The 25,930-nt window shown below is 60.0% G+C and carries 23 protein-coding genes and 1 pseudogene; 4 read left to right on the top strand and 20 right to left on the bottom strand.

The annotated features are described in order from the left end of the window. Window positions 1-52 precede the first annotated feature (52 nt). Window positions 53-943, bottom strand: a pseudogene (locus M0D68_RS16930) (LysR family transcriptional regulator); the annotation flags it as partial. Window positions 944-1,484: 541 nt separating this feature from the next. On the opposite strand from M0D68_RS16930, the gene M0D68_RS16935 reads away from it, so the two are divergent. Continuing rightward, window positions 1,485-2,543, top strand: a complete 1,059-nt coding sequence (locus M0D68_RS16935) for a Dyp-type peroxidase (protein ID WP_211700725.1) — start codon at window positions 1,485-1,487, stop codon at window positions 2,541-2,543. Beyond that, a complete protein-coding gene (locus tag M0D68_RS16940) occupies window positions 2,536-3,339 on the top strand; it encodes a family 1 encapsulin nanocompartment shell protein (protein ID WP_093636012.1) in 804 nt (267 codons plus the stop codon). The genes M0D68_RS16935 and M0D68_RS16940 overlap by 8 nt, the downstream gene beginning before the upstream one ends. Before the next feature lie 70 nt (window positions 3,340-3,409). Here M0D68_RS16940 and M0D68_RS16945 read toward each other — a convergent pair whose 3' ends face one another. Next, window positions 3,410-4,399 (bottom strand): LysR family transcriptional regulator, encoded by a 990-nt coding sequence (locus M0D68_RS16945; RefSeq protein WP_211706959.1) that lies wholly within the window; start codon window positions 4,397-4,399, stop codon window positions 3,410-3,412. 273 nt (window positions 4,400-4,672) lie between these two features. On the opposite strand from M0D68_RS16945, the gene M0D68_RS16950 reads away from it, so the two are divergent. Beyond that, window positions 4,673-6,100 (top strand): PLP-dependent aminotransferase family protein, encoded by a 1,428-nt coding sequence (locus M0D68_RS16950; protein WP_093636169.1) that lies wholly within the window; start codon window positions 4,673-4,675, stop codon window positions 6,098-6,100. Window positions 6,101-6,131: 31 nt separating this feature from the next. On the opposite strand, the gene M0D68_RS16955 is transcribed toward M0D68_RS16950, so the two are convergent. The 11 genes from M0D68_RS16955 to M0D68_RS17005 form a co-directional block, all read right to left on the bottom strand. Further along, entirely contained in the window at window positions 6,132-6,389 is a 258-nt protein-coding gene (locus M0D68_RS16955) for a MoaD/ThiS family protein (RefSeq protein WP_211706960.1), read from the bottom strand. A 55-nt stretch (window positions 6,390-6,444) separates the two neighbouring features. Then, complete coding sequence (locus M0D68_RS16960; protein WP_211706961.1) at window positions 6,445-6,996, bottom strand: molybdenum cofactor biosynthesis protein MoaE; 552 nt, start codon at window positions 6,994-6,996, stop codon at window positions 6,445-6,447. A 45-nt stretch (window positions 6,997-7,041) separates the two neighbouring features. Next, the gene (gene moaA / locus M0D68_RS16965) at window positions 7,042-8,124 is read right to left on the bottom strand and encodes a GTP 3',8-cyclase MoaA (protein WP_244869790.1); all 1,083 of its coding nucleotides are present in this window, start codon (window positions 8,122-8,124) and stop codon (window positions 7,042-7,044) included. 256 nt (window positions 8,125-8,380) lie between these two features. Next, the gene (locus M0D68_RS16970; protein WP_054036000.1) at window positions 8,381-9,292 is read right to left on the bottom strand and encodes a bestrophin family protein; all 912 of its coding nucleotides are present in this window, start codon (window positions 9,290-9,292) and stop codon (window positions 8,381-8,383) included. Window positions 9,293-9,328: 36 nt separating this feature from the next. Next, window positions 9,329-10,336 (bottom strand): cytochrome d ubiquinol oxidase subunit II, encoded by a 1,008-nt coding sequence (cydB, locus tag M0D68_RS16975; protein WP_093636022.1) that lies wholly within the window; start codon window positions 10,334-10,336, stop codon window positions 9,329-9,331. 4 nt (window positions 10,337-10,340) lie between these two features. After that, on the bottom strand, window positions 10,341-11,729 hold the full coding sequence (locus M0D68_RS16980; RefSeq protein ID WP_093636024.1) for a cytochrome ubiquinol oxidase subunit I: 1,389 nt from the start codon (window positions 11,727-11,729) through the stop codon (window positions 10,341-10,343). A 120-nt stretch (window positions 11,730-11,849) separates the two neighbouring features. Beyond that, a complete protein-coding gene (locus M0D68_RS16985) occupies window positions 11,850-14,132 on the bottom strand; it encodes an FdhF/YdeP family oxidoreductase (protein ID WP_093636026.1) in 2,283 nt (760 codons plus the stop codon). A gap of 251 nt (window positions 14,133-14,383) precedes the next feature. Next, window positions 14,384-17,173 carry an ATP-dependent Clp protease ATP-binding subunit gene (locus M0D68_RS16990; RefSeq protein ID WP_093636028.1) on the bottom strand — a complete coding sequence of 930 codons (2,790 nt, stop codon included), beginning with the start codon at window positions 17,171-17,173 and terminating at the stop codon, window positions 14,384-14,386. A 448-nt stretch (window positions 17,174-17,621) separates the two neighbouring features. Beyond that, a complete protein-coding gene (locus M0D68_RS16995) occupies window positions 17,622-18,002 on the bottom strand; it encodes a TraR/DksA family transcriptional regulator (RefSeq protein WP_211706963.1) in 381 nt (126 codons plus the stop codon). Window positions 18,003-18,100: 98 nt separating this feature from the next. Next, on the bottom strand, window positions 18,101-18,301 hold the full coding sequence (locus M0D68_RS17000; protein WP_211706964.1) for a hypothetical protein: 201 nt from the start codon (window positions 18,299-18,301) through the stop codon (window positions 18,101-18,103). A gap of 28 nt (window positions 18,302-18,329) precedes the next feature. After that, window positions 18,330-18,581, bottom strand: a complete 252-nt coding sequence (locus tag M0D68_RS17005; protein WP_093636035.1) for a hypothetical protein — start codon at window positions 18,579-18,581, stop codon at window positions 18,330-18,332. 230 nt (window positions 18,582-18,811) lie between these two features. On the opposite strand from M0D68_RS17005, the gene M0D68_RS17010 reads away from it, so the two are divergent. Next, a complete protein-coding gene (locus M0D68_RS17010; protein ID WP_244869788.1) occupies window positions 18,812-19,150 on the top strand; it encodes a DUF6566 family protein in 339 nt (112 codons plus the stop codon). A gap of 72 nt (window positions 19,151-19,222) precedes the next feature. Here the strand turns inward: M0D68_RS17010 and M0D68_RS17015 are convergent, their stop codons facing one another. The 7 genes from M0D68_RS17015 to rhaM form a co-directional block, all read right to left on the bottom strand. After that, entirely contained in the window at window positions 19,223-19,582 is a 360-nt protein-coding gene (locus M0D68_RS17015) for a host attachment protein (protein WP_234487718.1), read from the bottom strand. A gap of 291 nt (window positions 19,583-19,873) precedes the next feature. After that, complete coding sequence (gene rhaS, locus M0D68_RS17020; RefSeq protein WP_054035983.1) at window positions 19,874-20,881, bottom strand: rhamnose ABC transporter substrate-binding protein; 1,008 nt, start codon at window positions 20,879-20,881, stop codon at window positions 19,874-19,876. Window positions 20,882-20,975: 94 nt separating this feature from the next. After that, window positions 20,976-21,992, bottom strand: a complete 1,017-nt coding sequence (locus tag M0D68_RS17025) for an ABC transporter permease (protein ID WP_211706965.1) — start codon at window positions 21,990-21,992, stop codon at window positions 20,976-20,978. Beyond that, complete coding sequence (locus tag M0D68_RS17030; RefSeq protein WP_211706966.1) at window positions 21,985-23,043, bottom strand: ABC transporter permease; 1,059 nt, start codon at window positions 23,041-23,043, stop codon at window positions 21,985-21,987. Before M0D68_RS17030 ends, M0D68_RS17025 begins: the two co-directional genes overlap by 8 nt. Further along, the gene (locus M0D68_RS17035; RefSeq protein WP_266210784.1) at window positions 23,040-24,569 is read right to left on the bottom strand and encodes a sugar ABC transporter ATP-binding protein; all 1,530 of its coding nucleotides are present in this window, start codon (window positions 24,567-24,569) and stop codon (window positions 23,040-23,042) included. The genes M0D68_RS17030 and M0D68_RS17035 overlap by 4 nt, the downstream gene beginning before the upstream one ends. 53 nt (window positions 24,570-24,622) lie before the next feature. Further along, window positions 24,623-25,516 (bottom strand): amidohydrolase, encoded by an 894-nt coding sequence (locus M0D68_RS17040; RefSeq protein WP_211706967.1) that lies wholly within the window; start codon window positions 25,514-25,516, stop codon window positions 24,623-24,625. 31 nt (window positions 25,517-25,547) lie between these two features. Further along, window positions 25,548-25,871: an L-rhamnose mutarotase gene (gene rhaM, locus M0D68_RS17045; RefSeq protein ID WP_200651976.1), complete on the bottom strand. Its 324-nt coding sequence runs from the start codon at window positions 25,869-25,871 to the stop codon at window positions 25,548-25,550. Between the last annotated feature and the right edge of the window lie 59 nt (window positions 25,872-25,930).

Raw genomic sequence — 25,930 nt, forward strand, 5'->3', positions numbered from 1 at the left:
CCGATTCATGGTATCGGTCGAGGTGGGCTTTGACCTCGGCGCGCGCTCTGCCGAGGATTTCCGGCGTGCAATGGTTTAGCATCGTCACAATCAGTTGTACCCGCATGGGTATCTGGCGTTGGGTCTGACTTAGGAGATTCAGTTCGAATGGCGGCAGCTCGAATTCCGGCAGGATTCGGACCAGCTTGCCCTCCGCAAGCGCATCGACGCATGCCGGCTCTTCCAGCACCCCGATGCCGGCGCCCGAAACGATCATTTCATACATGGGTCGCCAATGACTGGTCTTGATCGCAGTACGGATCGGCGCGCTCTCCACAATGTTCGCCATGTGCCTGAGCGGCAACTGATCCGTGCCGAACATGCCCTGAACCCGAATAAACGGATGCTTGACCAGTTCAGACGGCTCGGTGATCGGACCGTGCTGGCTGAGATAGCCTGGCGCGGCAACGAGAACCCGCCCAACCTGCCCCAACTGACGGGCAATGAACGCCCCTTCGCCAAGTTGTCCAAGACGAAACGAAATATCGACGCCCTCCGTCACCAGGTCGACGATCCGGTCGTTCAGGACCAGCTCCAGGTCCAGTTGCGGATAGGCTGCGCGCACCAGCGTCAACGCTTCCGGCACGACCGTCTCGCCAAAACAATGAGGCGCCGCGATACGAATCGTTCCCTTGAGACCCTGCTCGTCGCTCGACACTTCAGCGACCGCCTGTTCCACGGCGTGCAGAATCCTCTTGCTACAGTTGTAGAAGGTGACGCCTTCGGGCGTGCGATTGAAAGCGCGTGCGCTACGGCGCAGGAGCCGGCAGCCAAGGTACTTCTCCAGCCGCTCGATGCGTTCGCTCGCGGCCGGCTGTCCGATATTGAGGTCCCGCGCCGCGCCGGAGATACTCCCACGCTCAACCACCCTGACGTAGATGCGCATGGCTTCGAGCAGATTCACCGCACCCCACCTCCATTCGCAATGCGAATTATCTGGCGCAGCCTTTCTTGCTGCGATAGACAGCCTTGAACGGATGGTAACGATATGACAGGAGAATAAAAGACCGCCAGTCCGATATGAAGTATCGAATGAGAAGCAGAGATTTACGACAAAACCATGTCGAACTTTATCAGCGCATGATCTCGCCTGACGCCGCTTGATACGTTGCCCGCCGGCAAACATGCAAAACACAATCGGGTCGCCCGTCTGGCTTCGGAATGCCGCATTCGGACTCATCCAGATCCTTTGCCCTGTTTCCATAATGTGCCTGGGCGGTATAACATCTCTGGACGCATAGTTGAACATCGACAATGTCACGTATATCTGCGCACCTCCTGATGACGAAGCAACGCTTAATGTGTACTTGCGGCGGCTGCGGCAGCACACATGCCTCAATCATCCGGACGAAAAATTTGCGCGAGCCTTAGACAGATGATCGCGAAGGCGGAAAGACATTCGCTCCATTCCCGGAATCAATAACGGTTCATCAATATTCAATCCGATGCCCAAAGACACCCCAGAATCGCAAGCCGTCTGTAATGACATCACACGTAGCGCGATCTTCATCGTCGCGACCCTCGCGCCCGGCCAGGAGCCCGCTGAACAGGTGCGTGCGTGGTGCGGGGACGTTGCCGCCCTGGTGCGCTCGGTCGGCAAGCGCGTCCCCTCCGGCAACCTGTCATGCGTGGTCGGCTTCGGCTCCGACGTGTGGGACACGTTGTTCGGCGCCCCGCGCCCGGCGAGTTTGCATCCGTTCCGCGAATTCGGCGCCGGCGAACGCCGCGCCGTGAGTACGCCGGGGGATATCCTGCTGCACATCCGCGCGGATCAGATGGATCTCTGCTTCGAGCTCGCCACGCAGCTGACAGGAAGGCTCGGTACGGCGGTCTCGGTCATCGAGGAAGTACACGGTTTTCGCAACTTCGATCTGCGCAGCATGGTGGGCTTTGTTGACGGCACCGAGAATCCGCAGGGTCGCGAGGCTGTCGATTTCACCCGCATCGGTGACGAGGACCCGGAGTTCGAGGCCGGCAGTTATGTCATCGTGCAGAAGTATCTGCACGACATGACCGGCTGGAATTCGCTTTCCGTCGAGACTCAGGAGCGCATTATCGGCCGTACGAAACTGGCCGACATTGAGCTCGATGCAGCGGTCAAACCGACGTGTTCGCACAGCTCGCTCACCACGATCACCGAGAACGGCGAGGAAGTGAAAATCCTCCGCGACAACATGCCATTCGGCCGCCCCGGCATGGGCGAATTCGGCACCTACTTTATCGGTTACGCGCGTTCGCCCGAGCCTATCGAGCAGATGATGGAAAACATGTTCGTCGGGCGGCCGCCGGGCAACTACGACCGGCTGCTCGACTACAGCCGCGCGGTCACGGGCAACCTCTTCTTCATCCCGTCGGCCACCTTGCTCGAAGCGCTCGCAGATCGCGATCCGCAAGCGGCCGCCGCCGTTGTCGAGCAACCGCTCGAATCAACTTCATCCGCCGAGTCGCGTCACGACGGCTCGCTGAACATTGGCTCTCTCAAGGGAATCTCTCAACATGAATAATCTGCATCGCGAGCTTGCCCCCATCTCCCGTGCCGCCTGGTCGCAGCTCGAAGACGAAGTGGCGCGCACGTTCAAGCGCAGCGTCGCCGGCCGTCGTGTGGTCGATGTCAAGGGTCCTGGCGGAACCGAACTGTCTGGCGTCGGCACAGGGCATCAGATCGCAATCGCCGCGCCGCAGCAGGGCGTCGTAGCGAAGCTGGCTGAGGTAAAGAGCCTCGTGCAATTGACCGTGCCGTTCGAGCTGCAGCGCGAAGCAATCGACAGCGTCGTGCGCGGCGCGAAAGACGCCGACTGGCAGCCCGCGAAGGAAGCAGCCAAGCAGCTCGCCTATGCCGAAGATCGCGCGATTTTCGATGGATATAAGGCTGCGGGCATTGGCGGGCTTCGCGAAGGCTCGTCGAATCCGTCGCTCGCGCTGCCGGCCGACGTCAGCGATTATCCGAACACGATCAGCAACGCGCTCGAAGAGCTGCGGCTTGCCGGTGTCGACGGACCCTATTCCGTGCTGCTCGGCGCCGATGCATATACGGCGCTCGGCGAGGCGCGCGATCAGGGTTATCCGGTGATCGAGCACATCAAGCGGATCGTGAATGGCGACATCATCTGGGCGCCCGCGCTTGCCGGCGGCAGCGTGCTATCCACGCGTGGCGGCGACTTCGAGTTGCATCTTGGCGAAGAGCTGTCTATCGGATACGTGAGCCATACCGATACCGTAGTGCGCCTCTATCTGTGCGAGACGCTGACATTCCTGATGCTGACGAGCGAAGCGTCGGTGTCGTTGACGCAGGCAGAGTAAGCACCTTCCGATTCCTGCTATCGGTTGCCGGGGGTTGCCAGATATCCCGGCCTCAGCCATCGTTGCACGTTCAGGCCCGCAACGATGGTGTTAGAAGTGCGGACACATCATCGTCGGGAACTACTTCCAGGCGACTCGTTACTTCGCCGTAGTCGACGTGCGCCCTCTCGAGGATTTCCGACGTGCACTTTCTCAACATCGTCACCATCATCCGTACCCGTGGCGGCACCGGACGTTGCGCCTGAATCAGTACATTCAGATCGAAAGGCAGCACCTCGAATTCCGGCAGAAGGCGCACGAGCCTGCCCTCTGCAAGCGCATCGACGCATGCCGGTTCTTCCAGCACCCCGATGCCGACGCCGGACAGAATCATTTCATACATGGGCCGCCAATGACTGGTCTTGATTGCGGTACGGATCGGCGCGCTCTCCACGACGGTCGCCATGTGCCTGAGCGGCAACTGATCGGTGCCGAACATGCCCTGGACCCGAATGAACGGATGCTTGACCAGTTCAGACGGTTCGGTGATCGGACCGTGCTGGCTGAGATATCCTGGCGCGGCAACGAGAACCCGCCCGACCTGCCCCAACTGACGGGCAATGAACGCCCCTTCCCCAAGTTGCCCAAGACGAAACGAAATATCGACGCCTTCGGTCACGAGGTCGACGATCCGGTCGTTCAGGACCAGCTCCAGGTCCAGTTGCGGATAAGCTGCGCGCACGAGGGTCAACGCTTCCGGCACGACCGTCTCGCCAAAGCAATGAGGCGCCGCGATACGAATCGTTCCCTTGAGATCCTGCGCGTCGTTCGACACTTCAGCGACCGCCTGCTCCACGGCGAGCAGAATCGCTTTGCTACGCTCGTAGAAGGTGACGCCTTCGGGCGTGCAATTGAAAGCGCGTGCGCTACGGAGCAGGAGCCGGCAGCCGAGGTATTTCTCCAGCCGCTCGATACGTTCGCTCGTGGCCGGCTGCCCGATATTGAGGTCCCGTGCCGCGCCGGAAATACTCTCGCGCTCAACCACCCTGACGTAAATCCGCATGGCTTCTAGCAGATTCATAGTGCCCAACCTCCCTTTGTACCGATCTCGCATGATTCGAACCAGTTTTTACGCATCGGAGGGCCCCTGCGAGGCGGCTTGGCAATGCGTATTCGATGGAGAACAGGTTAAGGCTGGGTCATCAGTCGCTGAGTGCACACATCGGGCCGACTCGGGTCAGTACAGTTCTGCTACGCTCCTTGCACCGGGCGGCGGCATGGCGAGGCGAGCGCATGCAGGCCGGTGGAGAGGCCGATACAACGTGCCGCTGCGGAACGCTAAGGGAATCGTCCGATGAATCTCTACGAGAAGCTGGCAGATGACATCGAGAAGCTGATCCGGCAAGGCGTGTACGGGCATGGCGAACGCCTTCCATCGGTACGGCAGACCAGCCAGCAGCACCGGCTCAGCGTGACGACCGTCATCCGCGCCTATTTGCTGCTCGAAAGTCGTGGTTTGTTGACGGCAAGGCCTCAGTCGGGCTATTTCGTCAACTTCCGGGGCGACGGGGGCGAACGGAAAACACTCGAACTCCGGCCATCGAAGCCAATTCCGATTTCGTCGCCGGTCGACGTGAGCCGGCTGGTGCTGTCCACCTTGCGCTCGATCGGTGTCGACGATGCCGTGCCGCTCGGTTCGCCCTACCCCGACCCTGGCCTCTTTCCCTTCGAAAGGATCAATCGCTACGCCTACGACGCGGGACGCGGCAAGACGCGCTGGGGCGTGACCGACGCGCTGCCGCCCGGCAATGCGGCGCTTGTGCGGCAGATCGCGCGACGCTACCTCGAGAACGGCATGGCCGTCGATCCGAACGAGATCATCATCACGGTCGGCGCAACTGAGGCGATCAATCTGTGCCTGCAAGCGGTCGCGAAGCCCGGCGACGTGATCGCGGTCGAGTCACCGACGTTCTACGCGATGCTCCATGCGATCGAACGGATGGGCATGAAAGCGATCGAGGTGTCGACGCATCCGGAGCATGGCATCGATATTGAAGCGCTCGCCGCGATCGTGGAGTCGCAGACCATCACGGCCTGCATGGTCATGCCGAACTTCCAGAATCCGCTGGGTTTTCTGATGCCCGACGAACGCAAGCGCGAACTCGTGGAATTCCTGACGAAGCGGGACATTCCGGTCATCGAGAATGGTGTCTACAACGAGCTTCACTATGACAGCACGCATCCCAGCACGTTGAAGTCCTTCGACACGAAGGGGCTGGTGCTGCACTGCGGGTCGTTCTCGAAGACCCTCACGGCAGCCTATCGGATTGGTTGGGCGCTGCCGGGCCGATATCGCGATCAGGTGGAGAAACTCAAGTTCCTGAATACGCTGACGTCTCCGTCGATTCCGCAAATGGCGATTGCGGAATTCCTTGAACGCGACGGCTATGAGCATCATCTGCGCAGGGTGCGCAGAGCGTATGCGCAGCAGGCCAATCTGATGAAGGCGACCGTCTCGCGTTTCTTTCCTGAAGGCACCCGCATGTCCAACCCCGCGGGCGGATATGTGCTGTGGATCGAGCTGCCGCCAAAGGTCGACGCGATGCGGCTCTATAACCTCGCGCTCGAGCAAGGTATCACCATCGGACCGGGCTACATGTTCTCGGTCTCGGAGACGACCTATCGGAACTTCATCCGCCTCAATTACAGCAGCCCCTGGTCAAGCGAGATCGAGCAGGCGGTGATTACTGTGGGCAAGCTCGTCGCGATGTGCGCCAGGTAGCGGCTCGATTGGGATCTTGAAGGCAGCAGCCTCAGCCACCCGTCACTGGCGGAAAGAACGCGATTTCGCTGTCCTCGCGCACGACAAAGGTGTCGGCGACCATCTCGTGATTGACGGCTGTGCGCAGCGGCCGGCCCACGCGCAGTGCCTCGGCCATCCGCTCGTCTCTCGACGCGAGCCTGACCCGCAAGGAGTCAACGGGGAGTTCGGGCGCGTCTATGTGCACAATCTCCTGCGAGATGCCGAGTTGTTCACGAACGCTAGCGAAATATCTGATGGTGAGTTTCATTGATATGTTCCTGTTGCCGGCGCGATGTGGGCGCACGTTTTGAGCGAATCGCGCATCAACCCCACCGTAGCATCGCCTGTTCGTCGTGCGTCTTGGCTTCGACCCATGTGACTTCGCCGTCACGGCGGATTTCCTTCTTCCACAGCGGTGCATGGGCCTTCAGGAAGTCCATCAGGAATTCACACGCGTCGAATGCTGCCCTGCGATGCGGCGCGGCCACCACGACGAGCACCACCGCCTCGCCAAGCGCGACGCGGCCCACCCGATGCACGATCTTCACCGCCTCCAGGTGCCATCGTGCGATGGCCTCTTCAACGATGCTGCTGAACGACTGCTCCGTCATCCCCGGATAGTGCTCGAGCTCGAGTGCGACCACGTCGTCGAAATCGCCGCAATGACGTACCACGCCGAGGAAGTTCACGATCGCGCCAACGTTGGGATTGCGCGTGACCGGCATGATTTCCGACTGGATGTCGATCGGCTGAAGCTGGACCCGCACTTCGAAGCCCGACGCGATCGTGGCCTGGACAAGCGCAGGATCGTTTGCACGCTTGCCGACATTCGCCACGTCAAGCTGTGCGCGATCGCTGGGCGACGGTGTTGTCATGGCAGAACTCCGGTCTGTGCCTGCTTCGCAAGGACTCGTCAGGCCTCAACCGCCGACCAGCGACATGCGGACGGTGGGATAGGCTTTCCCCGATCCTGGCCGACGCGGCGTCGAGCGAAGCTCGGAGTAGCGATCGTCGCGCTGGGTCCACCGGCTGCGGACGACCCCAGCCAGTTGCTCAACTGAAGCGGCCTCAGTGAGCCAGGGCTTGAGGTCCGTGCCATGCGTGGCGAAAAGACATGAATAAAGTTGACCGTCGGCCGATACACGAGCGCGCGAACACGACCCGCAGAATGGCTGCGATACGCTCGCGATGAAGCCGACTTCGCCTGTGCCGTCGGCATGGCGATAGTTGACGGCGGTGCCCGTCTGTTCACGAACGACGACGGGGACCAGCGGAAACGCTGATTCGACGATGTCACGCGTCTCGCGCGCCGTGATCACCTTCGTGTTCGACCAGCCGCCCGCGCCGCCAACGTCCATAAATTCGATGAAGCGCACGGCCACGCCGGTGCCCCTGAACTGCCGCACGAGCGGGAGGATCTGGCTGTCGTTGACGCCTCGCTCGATCACGGCGTTGACCTTGACCGGGTCGAGTCCCACCGCGCGCGCGGCCTCGATCCCATCCAGGATCCGCGACACGGGCATGTCGACGTCACTCATCCGGCGGAATATGGCATCGTCCACCGCGTCGAGACTCACCGTCACGCGACCGAGGCCGGCGTCACGCAACGAACGCGCCTTTGCGGCAAGCAGGGAGCCGTTTGTCGTCAGCGCGAGCTCCAGCGGTTTGCCGCCAGGTGTGGTCAGTTTCGCGAGTTGTTCGATCAGGGATTCGAGTCCACGCCGCAGGAGCGGCTCGCCGCCCGTGATGCGGATTTTCTCCACCCCGAGCAGTGCGAACGCTTTCGCGAGCTTGACCATCTGTTCAAACGACAGGCGTTCCGAAGACGGCAGGAACCGGTAGTCTGCGCCGAAGGTCTCCCGCGGCATGCAGTACGTACAGCGGAAATTGCATTGATCGATAACGGACAGGCGTAAATCCCGCAGTGGACGATCAAGCGTATCGAGCGTAGTCGTGACGGCACCGGCGGATATGCCATGGGGAGATGCAGTGTCGGCGAATATGGGCTGGTGGACGATGTTCACGATCTATCCGAAGGTGGGCGGCGGCATGTGGCGTTGGCGGCAGTCGATCTGTCTGACCGGGACGACCGCCGGTTCGCCAATGTCCTGTTGGCAGGATAGTGCGTCGGGCTCGCCCTCGGGACGCACAGTCTGTGCCGAATTTCAGGAGTACAGTTCGCGCGCCGTATCATGAGCGACGGCGAAGCTGGTGCACGTCCTGTCGGGCAGACTGACCGAACGCGTCGAAGAACGCCCCCTAAGTCAACTGGTACGCACGCACCGGTACGACCTCCTCAGGAAGTTCGCAGCCGCAAAGCTCGAGAATCGAACGCTCGATGTTGCGGGTCATGGCATCAAGCGCCAGCGCATTCGGCGCGACGGTAAAAGGCTCGGCGACTTCGCTAGCAATCGCTTCGAGCGCAATGAGCGTATAGGAAATGAAAACACAAAGAAGCGGCGTGAAGAACTCCGTCGAATCGACCAGACCGAACGGCAACAAAACGCAATAGGCGTAGACGGTGCGGTGCAGCAACACACTGTAGGCAAACGGGATGGGCGTCGATGCGATCCGTTCACACCCTCCCACCGTCTTTCCCAATTCGTTGATCTGCGCGTCCAGCATCCAGAGCTGGGTATCCGACATCAAGGCCCGCACTTGCAGATCGGCAAAGTCGCGACGAAGCTCATTGAGCAGCGCGGTCGGTTTGTAGCAGGTGTGCTGCAATGCCTCTGTGCGCGTGCGTCCGAGAAAGCGAACGAGATCGGAAGTCGGGTCGGTCCCGCGCAGTTGATGCTTCAACGCGTACACACTCGCAATCAGCGTATGAGCCATTTGAACGTGGTGATCGCTCCGCGGCACGTAACACAGCATCTGCGAAGTCAGCGCCCGCGCCGAGATCAGGATGCTGCCCCAAAGATGGCGCGCCTCATTGAAGCGCTCGTAACTTGCGTTGTTGCGGAACGCCAGGAAGATCGCAAGCGCCAGGCCGAACAATGTGAACGGCGCCGTATTAAGTGGGATTTTCTCGCCGAAAATGCGCCCTTGCGTCACGACAGCAAGACTGCTGACCGCGGCCATAAAAACCAACTGCGGAATAATCGACTGCAACACGGAACCGTTCCAGACAAACAGCAGCCGGAACCAGTTCTGCCCTGGCCTCACAATCATAATGTGCTCTTTTAATGGTCTGGCTGCGCCGTCACCTCAGTGGTAACCGGCATCCCCTTCGCGCACCTTGCCCCGGAACACGCGATACTGCATGACGTTGTAGACAAGGATGATCGGCAGCACGATCACCGTGCCGACCAGCGCAAACAACTGGCTCGAGTGGCTCGACGATGCTTCCCAGATCGTCAGCGACGGCGGAACGATGTTCGGCCAGATGCTGATGAGCAAACCGCTATAGCCGAGAAAGCACAGCGCGAGCGTGAGCAGGAACGGCGTCGCCTCGTGCTTCTGGCGAAGCGAACGGAAGACGCCCCACACACAAGCGACCACAAGAATCGGCACCGGCAGAAACCAGCCGAGATTGCCGCTGCCGAACCAGCGATGTGCAACCGCCGGCAAGCCGATTACCGTCCATAGACTCACGACGACCATCACCCCGAGCAGGATGCTCACAAGCGGCCGCATCACCTCACGCATCTTGTGCTGCAATTCGCCATCCGTCTTCAGGACAAGCCAGCCGCAACCGAGCGTCGCATACGTGGTGAGTACGCCGATTCCGCAGAACAGGCTGAACGGCGACAGCCAGTCGAACGCGCCGCCGGCAAAGCGGCCATCGACGATCTTGATGCCTTGCAGCAGCGACCCCAGCACGATGCCCTGGCAGAGCCCCGCGAGCGCGGAACCGCCAATGAAGGCGAGGTCCCACGCGTGTTGGGTCCTGACGGCCTTGGCGCGCAGTTCGAAGGCCGCCCCGCGGAAGATCAGGCCGATCACCATCAGGATCAGCGGGAGATAGTTCGCCGGCAGCAGCGTCGAATAGACCACCGGGAACGCCCCGTAAAGCCCGGCGCCGCCGAGCACGAGGAATGTCTCGTTACCGTCCCAGACCGGCGCGATGGTATTGAGCATCACTTGCCGGTCGCCCTTCTCCTCGAAAAACGGAAACAGCAGGCCGATGCCCAAGTCGAAGCCGTCCAGCATCACGTAGATAAAAACGCCGAGTCCGATGATCGCGGCCCACACAACAGGAAGATCGATTTGCATGGCGTCACTCCCCTTCCAGTGCGTCCAACGGACGATTACGCAGGACCGGATGCCGACGGGAATCGCGGCGCTCGACGTGCTCTTCAGGTCCGCGCTTCATCATCTTCATCATGTAGTAGAAGCCCATGCCGAACACGAGGAAATACACCAGCACAAAAATCAGCAAGGAAACGCCGACCTGCTGGGAACTGACCGGCGAGACAGAGTCCGCAGTGCGCAGGACACCGTAGACCGTCCACGGTTGACGGCCGACCTCGGTCGTTACCCACCCCGCCAATAGCGCCACGATTCCGGAAGGCCCCATGCACAGGACGAAACCCTGATACCAGCGCGTCTCGTAGAGGCGGCCGCGCACTCTGAGCAGCAGACCAAGCAGCGCCGTCAACAACATCAACATGCCGAGACCCGCCATGATCCGGAAAGTCCAGAACACGATCGGCGAATACGGACGGTCCTCGGGCGGAAACTCTTTCAGGCCGCGAATCTCGCCATCCCAACTGTGAGTCAGAATCAGGCTGCCCAGATGCGGTATCTGGATCGTGTATCGCGTCACTTCCGCATCCATATCGGGCAGGCCGACCAGATTGAGCGCGGTGCCCCCGTGCTCGGTTTCCCACAGGCCTTCAATCGCCGCGATCTTGGCCGGCTGATATTTGCGCGTGTTGAGTCCGTGCGCATCGCCGACGAAAATCTGTATTGGCGTCAGGAAAAGCAGAATCCACAGCGCCATCGAAAAACTACGCGTGACGGGTTTGTCGCGCCGACCCTGCAACAGATGCCACGCACCGCACGCGGCAACAATGAAGCCCGCGACGATGAACGCGGCAATCGTCATATGCGCGAGGCGATACGGAAACGAAGGATTGAAAATCACCTTCATCCAGTCGACCGGTACGATCCGACCATTCTCGACAGCGAATCCTTGCGGCGTCTGCATGAAGCTGTTCGACGCGAGAATCCAGAACGTGGAAATGAGTGTGCCCACCGCAACCATTAGCGTGGCGAAGAAGTGCGCGCGTGGACTGACGCGTTGCCAGCCAAACAGCATGACGCCGAGAAAGCCGGCCTCGAGAAAGAATGCGGTCAGCACTTCGTAAGTCAGAAGCGGCCCCGTGACGTTGCCGGCCACGCTGGAAAAGCCACTCCAGTTGGTGCCGAACTCGTAAGCCATCACCACGCCCGAGACCACCCCCATGCCGAAGCCCACCGCGAAGATCTTCGACCAGAACTGGAACATCTCCTTATAGGCAACGTCGCCGGTGAGCAGCCAGCGCCATTCCAGCACCGCGAGGAAACTCGCCATGCCGATACTGATCGCGGGAAAAATAATGTGAAATGAAACCGTAAACGCAAACTGCAACCTGGCAAGGTGGAATGCATCGAAGATTTCCATAATTGATCAATGGCTCCAGGTGACAACCGCATTTGCGTAAAACGGCGTTCACGCCCGTTATCCTGCAGGCCGGTCAACTGGACGCGCACGTCCGGTTGATCGACCCGTCATCGCTCAAAGTCAGGCTTGTGCCGAGCGCACAACATGAACCGGAACAGACTTGTACGAAGGCGTGCCGCTCTCCTTATCGATAAAGTCGAGCGGCACCAGCACGTTCGCTTCAGGATAGTATGCCGCCACTGAACCCGGTGCGATGTTGTAAGCAATTACCGTTATTTTCTTCAAGCTTCGCTGCCTGCCCGCTGAAATCGTTTCAATGTCGACCAGATCGCCATGCTCGAGTCCACGTGCGGCAAGATCGTCTTCGTTCATAAACAGCACGTCACGGCGACCGAACACGCCCCGGTAACGATCGTCCATGGCATAGATGGTGGTGTTGTACTGGTCGTGGCTGCGGATTGTGATGAGTCGCAGCACATTTTCAGCGCCGAAAACGTCTGCATCTTCCTTCACCCCGCCGTACACCGAGAACATCGCCTTGCCTGACGGCGTGGGCCACACGCGTTCGGTCGGGGGAAGCGGCATACGGAATCCGCCCGGCACTCTGATTCGTGCGTTGAATGCCTCGAATCCCGGCACAGTTTGCTCGATCAGGTCCCGAATCTTGTCGTAGTCGGCAACCAGTTCCGACCATGCCACCTTGCTATTCGGTAACGCAGCTCTCGCAATACCGGCGACGATCGCAGGCTCAGATAGCAAGTGTTCGGAAGCAGGCTTCAGCTTGCCCGAAGAAGCGTGGACCATCGACATGGAATCCTCGACCGTAATGGATTGCCGGCCGGTCGCCTGGATATCCAGTTCCGTGCGCCCCACAACTGGCAGCACGTACGTTTCTTTTGCCACCAGCAGGTGCGAACGATTGAGCTTGGTACCGAGATGGACGCTCAGATCGAGCTTGCCCATGGCCGGAAAGCACTGCTCGGAATCAGGTAACGCAACAGCGAAGTTTCCACCGAGACAAATCAGCGCCTTGGCCGTACCGTCGATCATTGCCTGCATCGCCTGGACGGCATCGTGTCCGTGCGCCGCGGGCGGCTTGAAGCCAAATACATCTTCGATCTGCTTGAGGAAGGTGGCGGACGGTTTTTCGGTGATACCGACCGTGCGGTTCCCCTGCACGTTGGAATGCCCGCGCAAAGGACAGATGCCTGCGCCGGGTTTGCCGATGTTCCCGCGCAATAGCAACAGATCCGCAATCAGACGGACATTGGCGGTACCTTTGTTATGCTGGGTAACGCCCATACCATACGTGACAATCGTCGCATTCGATTTTGCATAGGCAATCGCAACCTCGTCGATATCCTCACGCGTGAGTCCACTGGCCTTTTCGATATCGTCCCATGACGTCGCTTCCAGATCGGCGGCAAACGCGTCGAACCCCTGGGTATGCGTTGCAATGAACTCGTGGTCCAGAACCGTGTTGCCCTGTTCCGCGTCCATCTGCAGGAGCGCCTTCATGATGCCTTTGAGGGCGGCTGCGTCTCCACCGGCGTCGAGCTGAAAATAGGTCGACGCGATTCGGGTCGACGCGAAGGTCGCCATTTCGAAAACGCTCTGCGGATCAGCGAAGCGCTCCAGCGCGCGCTCGCGCAGCGGATTGAACACGATGATCGGCACGTTGCGCCGCGAACATTCGTGGAGCGTCCCCATCATGCGGGGATGATTCGTGCCCGGGTTGTGGCCGATCGAGAGGATCAGTTCGGTCTTGTCGAAATCATCCAGCGATACCGTACCTTTGCCGATCCCGATCGACTGGGGCAAGCCAACGCTGGTCGGCTCGTGACACATGTTCGAGCAATCCGGGAAATTGTTGGTGCCATATTCCCGCGCAAGCAACTGAAAGAGGTAGGCGGCCTCATTCGACGCTCTGCCTGAGGTATAAAACTCGGCCTCGTCGGGCGAGGACAAGCCGCGCAGCACTTCACCAATGCGAGCAAATGCGTCCTCCCATTCGACCGCCCGGAATTTGTCCGTGGCACGGTCGTAGACGAGCGGATGCGTCAGGCGGCCGAGATCCTCCAGTTCGTAATCCGTCCGTTGCAGCAGCGACGACACCGTGTTGTTCTCGAAGAACTCCGGCGTGACCCGCTTGGTCGTCGCTTCCCATGTGACCGCCTTGGCGCCGTTCTCGCAGAACTGGAACGTGGATTTGTGCTCCTTGTCAGGCCACGCGCAACCCGGACAATCGAAGCCATCAGGCTGATTGGTCCGCATCAACGTGATCGGCGCCTCGATGCTTTCCATTTGTGTTCGGACGGCCTGAGCTGTCGCCCGGAGCGCTCCCCAGCCCCCAGCGGGTCCGTCATACGGTCGGATTCCAGGCACTTCGCGTCGTGTGGTCATCTGAAACTCCATGGCCTTTATTAGGATGCCTGATGGCTATCCGGATTGAGGTTACGCCGCATCACGGCATAAAGCGTGGATACGAGATCAGTCTAATCAGGTTGATGCATCGTGAAAGGTACAGATCGATCCGTGGCGGGCGTGCACAGTACACGCAGCACAAGCACTGTCACATCGCCCGGATCACCCAGGCTGGGACCCCGTACACCGTCGGCAATGACGTAGCGGTGGCTCCCAGCTGGTTATGCACCTCATTGCTTCGAGTGAGCGCTTTCCGTTTCCTCGGGGCTGCTGGCCTCTTTGGACGGTTTCTTCTTCGCACGTCCGTTGCTACCCTTCGCGCCCGTTGCCTTGGGCGTGGATGGCGCCTCGCTCTTGCTGAACTTCACTTTGCCGCTATCCTTGTCGTAACTGACATCGACGGTGTCACCCGACTTCAGGACGTCGCCAAGCATCTCCTTCGCAAGCCGCGTTTCCAGTTCCTGGCGAATCTGGCGCTTCAACTCGCGTGCACCGAACTCCGGCCGGTAACCAGCATCGGCGAGGTGATCGACAACCGATTCGTCTATCTTGAGAGTAATGTCCTGTGCAGCGGCAGTGCGCACGACCCGTTCGAGCTGGATCTGCACGATCGAGCGGATGTTGTCGCGCGAGAGCCCGTGGAAAACGATGATCTCGTCGATCCGGTTCAGGAACTCAGGCCGGAAGTGGCCCTTGAGCACCCCCATCAATTCCTCGCGGATTGCTTTCTCGGTCTGGCGGTCCCCCTCCGGTTTTTCGAGGTTGTCCATGATGATCGATGCGCCGAGGTTGCTCGTCGCAATGATGATCGTGTTGCTGAAGTCCACCACGCGGCCCTTGCCGTCGGTCAGCCGCCCGTCGTCGAACACCTGCAGCAGCACGTTGTACACGTCGGGGTGCGCCTTCTCGATCTCGTCAAGCAGGATCACGCTGTAAGGGCGCCGCCGCACGCGCTCGGTCAGTTGCCCGCCCTCGTCGTACCCGACGTAGCCCGGAGGGGCCCCGATCAACCGCGCGACCGAGTGACGCTCCATGTACTCGGACATGTCGATACGAACGACCGCCTGCTCGTCGCCGAACACCGTTTCTGCCAGCGCCTTAGCGAGTTCGGTCTTGCCGACGCCCGTGGGTCCGAGGAACAGGAACGTCGCGATCGGCCGGTTCGTCTGGCCGAGTCCGGCTCTTGACAGGCGCACGGCATCGCTCACGGCAATCACCGCGTCATCCTGGCCGACCACGCGTTCGCGCAGCTTCTTCTCCATATCCAGCAGCTTCTGGCGCTCTTCCTGCGTGAGTTCCGTGACCGGAATCCCGGTAAGACGCGACACCACTTCGGCGATTGACTGCACGGTCACTTCGAGCGTCTCCGAACCGGTCTTGCGCTGCCATGCTTCCATCTGCTCGTCGAGTTTCGTCTGCTTTTCGCCGATAGTTGCCTCGAAAGCCTTCGCTTCATCGAAGCGTTTGCGCGAGGAGGCATAATCCTGCTCGCGCTTCGTCTGCGCGATTTCGGCTTCGAGTTCCTGGATGGCCGCGGGACGCGAGGTCGCGCCGATGCGCACACGTGCCGCCGCCTGGTCAATCAGGTCGATGGCCTTGTCCGGCAAAAAGCGCGACGTAATGTAGCGATCCGACAGTTCGGCTGCCGCAACGAACGCATCGTCGGCGAACGTCACCTGGTGGTGTGCCTCGAGCTTGTCGCGCAGGCCACGCAGGATGACGATGGTCTGCTCGACCGTCGGCTCCGGCACCAACACCGGCTGGAAGCGCCGCTCGAGCGCGGCATCCTTTTCAATGTACTTCTGATACTCGTTGAGTGTCGTTGCGCCGATCAGACTGAGTTCGCCGCGCGCAAGCGCAGGCTTGAGCACGTTCGCGATATCGAGGCCGCCCTCGCCCCCGCCCTGCCCCGCGCCCACGATCGTGTGCAGTTCGTCGATGAACAGAATCAGCTCGTCCTGCTTCGCTGTGACTTCATCGATCAGTTGCTTGGCGCGCTCCTCGAATTCGCCGCGATACTTCGCGCCCGCTACCATCGAGTTGATGTTGACTTCGACGAGCCGCTTGCCGCGCAGCACTTCAGGCACGTCGCCGTTGATGATGCGTTGCGCCAGCCCTTCGACGATCGCTGTCTTGCCGACACCCGGCTCGCCGATCAGCACGGGGTTGTTCTTCTTGCGCCGCGCGAGCACTTCGATCGTACTTTCGATTTCCTGCGCGCGGCCGAGCACCGGGTCGAGCTTGCCCTGACGTGCCATGGCTGTGAGGTCGCGCCCGAACTTGTCAAGGTTGGGCGTGCCGGTGGGCGTGTCGACACGACCGTCCTCCGCGCCTTTGCCCACGACTTTTACGACCTTCTGCCGCAACGCCTCTGGCGTCACGCCATATTTCTTCAGCAGTGTGCCCGCGATACTGTCCGGCACGGCAGCAAGCCCAATGAGCAGATGTTCTGGGCCGACGTATGAATGCCCGAGATCGCGCGACGCCTGGAACGCATACTGGAACGCCTTTTTCAAACGAGGCGATATGGTCATCTTGTCGACCGGCGAGTCAGGATCACCCTTTCCTTTTTGCGCATGCTGATCGATGTAAGCCTTGATGTCCTGCGGCGAGAGCTTGAGTTCCTTCAGCAACGCCGCACACACATCAGTGTCCGCGAGCACGTACAGCAGGTGTTCGGTGTCGAGTTCGTTACGGCCAAGCTCGTGTGCTTTTTCCGCGGCGCGCTGTAACAATTCGAGCGTCTGCTCGCTGAAAGCATCGGTGGCATCGACCGATTCACGCGGCACTTCGGCATAGCCAGCATCATCTTCCTCGTCCCCGCCCTCCATGCCGCCGAAGAAGCGCGACAGGCCTCCGCCTCCCAGCAGTGAATCGAATGGGTTCTGCATGCTTTGATGTCGCATCAATTGCCGATAGTCGTAGTCGCAGATCGATAAGGACTTCCGCTCGCCGTTTTGCACAACGGTTACACGGGCGACAGCGGGACGGGCATTACAGATTTCGCAGAGAGCTGGCATCGGGAGTCACCTTTTCGGTTAAGGCATCCGGCTACGTAAAAGGTTATGGGGCACGGTCATATGGGTTGCGAACGTTCGACGGGCTTGGTGAACATGTCACCTGAGTGACGGTTGATGGCCCGTTTGTCTGGCTCAATAACCGGGGACACGTGATAGTGATAGCTCATCGAGCGCGTTTAAGCATCGGCGCGGAGCAGCTGTTCGTGCTCGACGAGCACTGTCTGAACAATACGGATTGGTTACAACGGCGATATCAGCATGATTAGCATAACGAAACCCTGAATCCGTCATTGGATTCTATGAGGGGCTTGTGAATAATGGAACATTGGTTTTTCCGATGATAGGCATTGGCGCAATCTGCCAGCGGCACCTCATGGAACAGGATTTCGCGGTCCGGATTCAGGACCGCATCAGGTCTTTTCTGACATCACAGCGGCGTTGGACACCATTATTTGCCGGTCTCGCGCCGGCTCTGCTCTTCAACAGTCAGGATCGCTTCCGGGGCGACTTCGAGCCGGCCTTTCGGTATCGGGTCACCACTCTCATCGGAGAGACCGTAAGTCCCCTCGTCGATCTTCTGAAGCGCGCGCTCGATATCGCTGATGCGTTGGTCGTTCACGTCGTGCAGCGCCTGGTTGACCTCGTTCTGCGCCATGCCCTGCGCCTCGTCCTCGAACTCGTGCGCTTCGTCGCCGTGCTCCTCCTCGGCCGTTCGCTCGTCCGCGATCGTATTCTCCTCTCCACCCAACAGTTCCTGGCGTAACGCGAGGAGGCGCTTGCGCTGCTGCGCGATGAACTCGTCACTCAACGTACCCTGCTGCTCCGACATGGTTCTCTCCCTCGCCCTATATCATTCGACAGCGCGCTTTCAGCCAGCCTAAGGCAAGAATAGTACTAATCTGTAGAGATCAAAGTGCTATGTCGCGGTCAGGCGCCCAACTCCTGAAACGCATGGCCGTTGGCCTCGAGCCCCTTCAGAATGTCCGGCGTCAGCTCGCCTTGCCACACGTGTCCACTGAGTTGCCAGTCACTTGTGTCGACGAGGTCGGGGAGGCCCGCTCCCGCGCGCACATAGAGACCGAGTGTCGGCTTCTTCAGGTTGATGTAGAAATCGAATTCCTGCTGCATGGCAGCACCTCATGCGGGATACGGAGAATCAACTATCGTCGACGTTGTCCGCATAGTGGTCGATAGTGACTTTGCATTCGTCCACAACGACCTGAAGGAAAGCGGGCTCATTTCTTTCAACCCATCGTTCCACATGGAGAAAGCGTGCCGTTCCCAGATCGGCAATGCGCGCCTGATCGGAGGTTGTGACATCGACTGTGACGATCCCCCGGTTACCCTGCAGCGGTGAGATCGTTGCGGCGATCTGGAACCGCCGATATGAAAGTTCATTCTGTGCCATGAAACCTCCCATCAATCGAAAAGTTTGAGCCTCATGATTCTTTTGTACTCGAAGTCTATGAGCAAAGTCATGCTCATGTGAACATCGGTTTCTCCGATGCTAGATATTGGTGAAATACGTCTACCGGTTTGTCACTTAACCTCAATAATCCGCGTGTCGGACTGCTGGAGTTACGGCATGATGACGCTGGAAGAGAAGCCCGCACGCCGCGTTGCGGGCGGATATCGATCATGACCGCTGCAAAGGAGAGAACGATGCCAGCACGCACTGTTTCTTACGGCGAATTCGAAATCGCCGTGCGCCCTGAGCGCAACAAGCTCGGCGCCTGGATCGCAAGTGTGAGTGTGAGTCACGGCACCCGAACAGTCGTCGATATTCGTCCCATGACCGTTCAACCCGAGTGGCTAACCGAAGAAGAGGCAGCAAGAGACGGGGTCGAATGGGGATGCCGGTTTGTCGATCGCGAGTTCAACTCGCCGCCGTCCCGCTCATGGGTTGCCGAGCGCTCTCATGCGGAAACCTGGTTCCGTGATGCAGAAGAATCGGGTAGCTCTGAAACCAGCGCGTAGATAACACACTGACACAGAAACCCTGCGAGGCCACGAATCGTGGCCTCGCAGGGTTAAGTGTGTGAAGGCCGATCAGTGTCGCCGCAGGCGCGCCTCGATTTCCCGGGCATTGAGCGTCGACAGATCCTCACTGGTTTGCTCGAATATCAGTCGACGGGTTTCCTCGCTGAGATCCGCTTTGACCATGCCGAGAAATTTCGGCTCGATGGCAAGTCTTAGCCGATTGTAGAGTTGATGGAGCCGCCCTGCCTCCAGATACTCGGCAACGCGCTTCGCGAATTTCTCGCGGTCCTTTTCCGTCAGCATCGTGCCGGTATATTCAGTGTTGATGAGACTTTCTTTTTCATGCAAGTCGAGTGTGAGCCCGGGCGTCTGGAAAACACGCGCACGGCCTCCGTCAGCCACAACAAGCCACGTCATTCCGATCATCATGCACCTCTAAGCAGGGATTTATCTGCGTGTACGGCATCCGTTCTGACTGCTCGCCTCCGTCCTCGCCGAAAACCGCGACCGCCAACTGCTGCGTCAATGATCATCCATGGTCTGAACGGCGATCACTCAAGATAGCAGTTCGGAGCCACCACGCCCACGGTCGATTTACCGATTCATAGTATAGGTCTTAAAGTTCACGACAACGCCTCCCGTGCGCATCCGCAGCGGCTTCCGGTTTGGCCGGGAGGCACGCATATCCCGTACCCGAATTGCGGGTCTCTGGCTTGCTGGTTAGAAATTGAAGTTGTCGATATTGCTTGAGTCGAACGTGGTCGGCGGTCCAAGAATGATTTCGCCTTGCGGTCCGATCGTGCGCTTGCCGAGCTTGCCGGCATCAAACGATTCGCCTTCCTTGCCGGCAATCGTCCCCGACGACAGCGCCGCTGCCGCATAGGCCGCCAGATAGCCGAGCTGATTCGGATCCCACAACTGGAACGCCTTGACGGTCCCGTTCTTCACGAATGCACGCATCTGATTCGGCGTGCCCAAGCCGGTCACCTGTACCTTGCCCTTGCTCGACGACGACGAGATGTAACGCGCCGCCGCTGCAATGCCCACCGTGGTCGGCGCAACGATCGCCTTCAGATTCGGATACGCCTGGAGCAAGCCTTGTGTTTCGACGAACGACTTCTGGTCGTCGTCATTGCCGTACGCGATCTTCACGAGCTTGATCTTCGAATACTCGGGCTTTTTCAACTCCTCCTGCATCCACTTGATCCAGGTATTCTGATTCGTCGCGTTAGGCGTGGCCGACAGCACGGCAAACTCGCCCTCGCCGCCCATCAGTTTCGCGACCAGTTGGATCTGGCCCCGCCCGATTCCCTCCGCGTTCGCCTGGTTGACGAAAAGCTGACGCCCTTCAGGCGCCGTGTCCGAGTCGAAGGTCACGACCTTGATGCCTTGCGACATCGCTTTCTTCAGATACGGCACGACCGCGTTCGCGTCGTTGGCCGCGATCACAATTGCGTCCTGCCGCTGCGTGATCAGCGTATTGATGTATTGCACCTGCGACGATGCGCCCGCATCCGACGGTCCCACGACCTTGCCTACCCCGTTGAATTCCTTGATCGCGGCCATGCCACCGTCGTCGGCAATCACTTCATAGGGGTTGTTGATCTGCTTCGGCACGAAGGCAATCTTCAGACCGCTTTTCAGGCCTGCTGCGGATGCGGCACAACTGATCGCGACCAGCGCAATGCACAGCGCAGTCTTGCCGGTGTGACGTAAAGGATTGAACATGAGGTGTCTCCTGCTTTGTTGTTGGACGACATGCTGTCCGGGTTGTCGGTATTTGGTATTGGGTATTTCTTGTGGAGCCGGTTATAAGAGAACGTTATAAAGAAGAAGCGGACTTCGCGATGAAACGCCGGTCACGCGCCGCACGCCAGCGCGCAACCAGATTGGGAATCAGCACCGATGCCAGCAGCAGCACGCCGGTGACGATCGCCAGCGTTTCGCTCGACACGTCGTCGAGCGTCAGCGCGTTCTTCAACACGCCGATAATCAGCAGCGAGAGCAGAACGCCGAACATCGAGCCGCGTCCGCCGAAAATACTCACGCCGCCGAACAGCACCGCCGCGATCACGGACAATTCGAACCCTTCGCCGTTATCACCACGGGCGCTGGTGAAGCGCAGCGTGTAGACGACGCCCGCCAGCGCGCTCATCGCGCCGGACAGCACGAACAAACGCAGCCTGATCTTCGCGACCTCGATACCGGAGAAAGCCGCCGCGGTAGGATTCGCGCCGATTGCGTAGAGGCTGCGGCCGAACGCCGTGGACTGCAGCAGCACGGTAAACAGCACCGCGCCGACGATCACGATCGCAAAGGGCAACGGAATGAAAGTCGAGCCGACCGTATCCATGCCGAACGCCGTATAAGCTGCGGGAAAATCCGCGACCGCCTGATCGCCGAGCAACACATAAGCCAGACCGCGAAACAGCGCTAGCGTGCCGATGGTGACCGCGAGCGAAGGCAGGTTGAGTTTGACGATCACGAGGCCGTTCAGCAGACCCGCCAGCGCGCCGGCAATCAATACCAGCACGATCACGACCGGCATCGGCAAGCCCATGTGCCACAGCACGCCCATCAGTGCGCTGGACGCGCCCAGCACTGACGCCACCGAAAGATCGATTTCCGCGGCGACGATAATCAGCGTCATGGGCAGCGCCATCAATGCGATCTCGGTCAGATCGGCGAGGATATTGCTGACATTCGCACCCGTGAGAAAGACCGGCGACAACAAGCGCCCGAGCACGAGCGACAGGGCCAGTACGATGACCAGCAACACTTCCCATTGCAAGGGCGTTTCGCGTTTGCGCGTGAGCAGTGCCGAATCGGGTTTAGCCATGATCGCGTTTCCTCATCATGCGTTTGGCGACGGAGCGGGCCAGCAAGGTGTCGGCGGTAATGGCGGCGACGATCAGCGCACCCTGAATCGCCTGCTCCCAGAATGGCGAGACGTGCAGCACAACGAGCGCGATGCTGATCACACCCAGCACGAGCGCGCCAAGCGTGGCGCCAAGAATGGTGCCCACTCCACCGGTGATCGCCACGCTACCCACCACGGCGGCGGCAACGACCTGCAATTCGATGCCCTTTGCGGTGCTTGCATCGACGGTGCCGAAGCGAGCGAGCCACAATGCGCCCGCGAAACCGGCAATCGCGCCGGACAGCAGAAAACCCGCCATCACGCGACGTTCGACGTTCACGCCGGCAAGCCGCGCCGCCTCCGGATTCGAGCCGATGGCGTAGTGTTCGCGTCCGCCGCGAAACTGCTTCAGATAGACAGCCAGCCCCGCCAGCAGGACGATTGCGATCAGCGCGAGCGTCGGTATGCCGAAGAAAGTGCCGGTAGCGAGACGGGAAAACGCGTCAGGCAAACTGGTCGCGTTGATCTGGCCGCCGTGTACCCATGCATAATCCGCGCCGCGAAAGATGTAGAGCGTGGAGAGCGTCGCCACTAGCGACGGCACGCGCCCCACGGCAACGAGCAATGCGTTGATACTGCCCGCCACCAATCCGATCGCAAGTCCGGCCAGCAACGCGACGATCACCGGCATATGCGGGAACGCAACGTACAGGCTGCCGACCGCATATGCGCTGATACCGACCGTCGACCCCACCGACAGATCGATATGCCGCATCAGGATGACCACGGTCATGCCGGCCGTCAGCAAGCTGATGATCGACACATTGAGCAACACATCGCGCAGATTCTGCAGATTCAGAAACTGCGGTTTCGCGAGCCCCGTACCCACGATCAACAGAATCAGCACGACGAAAAGCGTCGTTTCGCGGCTCTTCGCGACGCCCGCAATAAAACCGCCTGGCGCACTGCCGGTGCGCTTGGGGGCTGACGCCTGAACCGGCGCGGGATGGGTCGTCGAATGGCGCATCATGCGGCGTTCCCCAAGGGTGGAATCGGTTGACCGAGCGCCGCACCCATGATGCGTTCTTCATCGGCTTCAGCGCGCGCTATGTCTGCGCTGATACGTCCCTCGTGCATGACCAGTACGCGATCGGCCATGCCGAGTACTTCCGGCAGCTCGCTCGAAATCATCAGTACGGCCATGCCATCGCGCACCAGTTCCGCCAGCGCGCCATACACCTCGGCCTTGGCGCCGACGTCGATGCCACGCGTGGGTTCGTCGATGATCAGGACCTTGGGATTCGTGGCGAGCCACTTGCCCAGCACGACCTTCTGTTGATTGCCACCTGAAAACGTGCCGACTGGCGCGTTCGGGTCACCCGCTTTGAGGCGCAAACGCGTGCCCCACTGATTGGCCAGTTGCGTTTCGCTTCGCGTGGAAATCAGCCCATGTTTGACCAAACGCCCGAGTACCGTCATCGAGGCATTGCGCGCGATGCTCAACTCCAGTGCCAGGCCTTGCTGACGACGGTCCTCCGGGACCAGCGCGAGACCGGCACGCACCGCGGCGGCCGGACTCCCTGCAGCGAGCCGTTTACCGCCAAGCGAAATTTCACCCGAATCGAGGGGATCGATGCCGAAGATTGCGCGTGCCACCTCACTGCGTCCCGCGCCGACGAGCCCCGCCAGCGCGACGATCTCGCCCGCACGGACGTCGAAGGAAATATCCTTGAATACGCCGATGCGCGTGAGTCCACGCACGGACAATCGCACTTCGCCCGGTGGCCGGTCGGCCTTCGGATAGAAGGTTTCCAGATCACGGCCCACCATCTTCGCGACGATGGATTCAGTGGTGAGATCGGCGGTGAGTCCGTCAAATACTTTCGCGCCGTCGCGCATGATCGTCACGCGTTGCGTCAACGTGAACACTTCATCGAGCCGGTGCGTAATGAACAGAATCGCTACGTCACGCTCACGCAGCTTGCGCACGATCGCGAAGAGCCGCTCCACTTCGGGCAGCGACAAGGCGGCGGTCGGCTCGTCCATGATCAGCACGTTCGCGTTCAACGACAACGCCTTCGCAATTTCGATCACCTGCTGATCGGCAATCGAGAGCCCTCGCACCAGTTGATCCGCACGCAGATCGACCCCGAGCGAGGCCAGCAAACCATCCACTTCGCGGCGCATGGCGTCGTACTGAATGCGGCCGATCCGGTCGACCGGCTGCCGTCCCATGAAAATGTTCTCCGCGATCGAGAGATCGAAGAACAGCGTCGGCTCCTGATAGATCACGGCGAGGCCCGCATCGCGCGCTTCGGCAGGCGTCGCGAAGCGGCGCGCCACGCCGTCGACCAGCAGTTCACCGGTATCCGGTTGATGCACACCCGCGAGAATCTTCACGACCGTCGATTTGCCCGCGCCATTTTCGCCGAGCAGCGCATGCACTTCGCCCGGCCACAACGCGAGATCGCCGTCGGACAACGCGCGGACCCGGCCGAATGATTTGCTCGCGTGCCGTAGTTCGAGCCTGGGCACAGCGGATGGGGATTGCTGCACTACGTGTCTCCTTCTTTTTTGCTTTCGGGAATGCGTCAGACGCGGCAGGTACGTCAGATACGATAAAAACGCTCCGCGTTACGGCAAAACAGCGCTTCTTTTTCAGCGTCGCTCGCGCCGTCGACGATCGCCGCGTACGCGTGCCATAAATTCTGGTAAGAGCCGAACAGCCGATCGACCGGAAAGTTCGACGCGAACATCGCGCGCTCGACGCCGAACGTATCGATCGTTTCGAGCACATAAGGCCGTAGGCTTTCGACGCTCCACTGATGATCGAACATGGCGAGTCCGCTGATCTTCACCGCGACGTTCCTGCAACCCGCGAGCATTCGCATACCGTCACGCCAGGCGCGATATCCAGCGACGCTGCCGCGATCCACGAACATGCCCGCATGGTTGACGATAAAAATCGTATCGGCATGCGCGCGCGCCAATGCAGCCGCCTCCTCCATCTGCGACGGATACAGTTGCAGATCGAATGACATGTCGTAACGGTGCAGCAAGGCAAAATGTTCGCGCCACTTCGACTCGCGCATGAAATGACGGCCTACGTAATCGAACAGCTTGTTCTCGTGCACATTCAGGATCTGCCTGATGCCACGCGTATTGGCGAACGACGCGTGCGCTTCGAGCAGTTCGGGTGCGTTCGCCGCGGACAGATCCACGGCGGCGACAATCGCATCCGGCATGCCGCGCGACGCCGGGCGATCCGCAATGGACTGCAACCAGCGGGTTTCTTCGACCGGATCGGCAGGATCGTGGTTCGCTTCCACGTGCACCAGTTTCAGCACCTCGATATCGCCCGCCTCTCGAAGCAGATCGTCGAGCAGGTAGTCGTGCTTCAGGTCGCGCGCGTCCCCCACGAACGACACACCCGGGTTTTCCAGCCACGGATAGCGATGCGTCTTCAGATCCCACAGATGGATATGCGAATCGACAACCTGCATGCGACACCCTCCGCCCATTGGGCAAGCACAGTCAGCTAAGCGAATTCAGACGAAAGACCGGCTCCAGCGGTTGCTGAAGCGGAGTATGGTCAGGGGCCGTCTGCATGATGTCGGCCATGTAATCCCACCATTTGCGCATCACGTCGAGCTGCGGCAGCGCATTCATGGTGTGATTCGTGTTGCGCGTCAGAATGGCGAACAGGTGATGCGAGTCTGCGTCGAAGAAGATCCGATAGTCGCGCACCCCGGCGTTGTGCAATGCATCAACCAGTTCAGGCCAGATTTGCGCATGACGTCGTTCGTATTCCTCGCGCATGCCGGGGTTGAGCACCATCCGGAAAGCGATTGTTTCCATTGCGGCCTGTCTCCCGTCGTATCCGGGCGCTTTCCCTGAGAAGCGCAGAAGCGTCTGGT

This window comes from Paraburkholderia sp. SEWSISQ10-3 4 (assembly GCF_030464785.1).
GTDB classification, from domain to species: domain Bacteria; phylum Pseudomonadota; class Gammaproteobacteria; order Burkholderiales; family Burkholderiaceae; genus Paraburkholderia; species Paraburkholderia aspalathi.

Coding starts and splice junctions, on each gene's coding strand:
- M0D68_RS16935 (WP_211700725.1), top strand. CDS start 1,485: ATGCCCAAAGACACCCCAGAATCGCAAGCCGTCTGTAATGACATCACA.
- M0D68_RS16940 (WP_093636012.1), top strand. CDS start 2,536: ATGAATAATCTGCATCGCGAGCTTGCCCCCATCTCCCGTGCCGCCTGG.
- M0D68_RS16945 (WP_211706959.1), bottom strand. CDS start 4,399: ATGAATCTGCTAGAAGCCATGCGGATTTACGTCAGGGTGGTTGAGCGC.
- M0D68_RS16950 (WP_093636169.1), top strand. CDS start 4,673: ATGAATCTCTACGAGAAGCTGGCAGATGACATCGAGAAGCTGATCCGG.
- M0D68_RS16955 (WP_211706960.1), bottom strand. CDS start 6,389: ATGAAACTCACCATCAGATATTTCGCTAGCGTTCGTGAACAACTCGGC.
- M0D68_RS16960 (WP_211706961.1), bottom strand. CDS start 6,996: ATGACAACACCGTCGCCCAGCGATCGCGCACAGCTTGACGTGGCGAAT.
- M0D68_RS16970 (WP_054036000.1), bottom strand. CDS start 9,292: ATGATTGTGAGGCCAGGGCAGAACTGGTTCCGGCTGCTGTTTGTCTGG.
- cydB (WP_093636022.1), bottom strand. CDS start 10,336: ATGCAAATCGATCTTCCTGTTGTGTGGGCCGCGATCATCGGACTCGGC.
- M0D68_RS16980 (WP_093636024.1), bottom strand. CDS start 11,729: ATGGAAATCTTCGATGCATTCCACCTTGCCAGGTTGCAGTTTGCGTTT.
- M0D68_RS16985 (WP_093636026.1), bottom strand. CDS start 14,132: ATGACCACACGACGCGAAGTGCCTGGAATCCGACCGTATGACGGACCC.
- M0D68_RS16990 (WP_093636028.1), bottom strand. CDS start 17,173: ATGCCAGCTCTCTGCGAAATCTGTAATGCCCGTCCCGCTGTCGCCCGT.
- M0D68_RS16995 (WP_211706963.1), bottom strand. CDS start 18,002: ATGTCGGAGCAGCAGGGTACGTTGAGTGACGAGTTCATCGCGCAGCAG.
- M0D68_RS17000 (WP_211706964.1), bottom strand. CDS start 18,301: ATGCAGCAGGAATTCGATTTCTACATCAACCTGAAGAAGCCGACACTC.
- M0D68_RS17005 (WP_093636035.1), bottom strand. CDS start 18,581: ATGGCACAGAATGAACTTTCATATCGGCGGTTCCAGATCGCCGCAACG.
- M0D68_RS17010 (WP_244869788.1), top strand. CDS start 18,812: ATGACCGCTGCAAAGGAGAGAACGATGCCAGCACGCACTGTTTCTTAC.
- M0D68_RS17015 (WP_234487718.1), bottom strand. CDS start 19,582: ATGATGATCGGAATGACGTGGCTTGTTGTGGCTGACGGAGGCCGTGCG.
- rhaS (WP_054035983.1), bottom strand. CDS start 20,881: ATGTTCAATCCTTTACGTCACACCGGCAAGACTGCGCTGTGCATTGCG.
- M0D68_RS17025 (WP_211706965.1), bottom strand. CDS start 21,992: ATGGCTAAACCCGATTCGGCACTGCTCACGCGCAAACGCGAAACGCCC.
- M0D68_RS17030 (WP_211706966.1), bottom strand. CDS start 23,043: ATGATGCGCCATTCGACGACCCATCCCGCGCCGGTTCAGGCGTCAGCC.
- M0D68_RS17040 (WP_211706967.1), bottom strand. CDS start 25,516: ATGCAGGTTGTCGATTCGCATATCCATCTGTGGGATCTGAAGACGCAT.
- rhaM (WP_200651976.1), bottom strand. CDS start 25,871: ATGGAAACAATCGCTTTCCGGATGGTGCTCAACCCCGGCATGCGCGAG.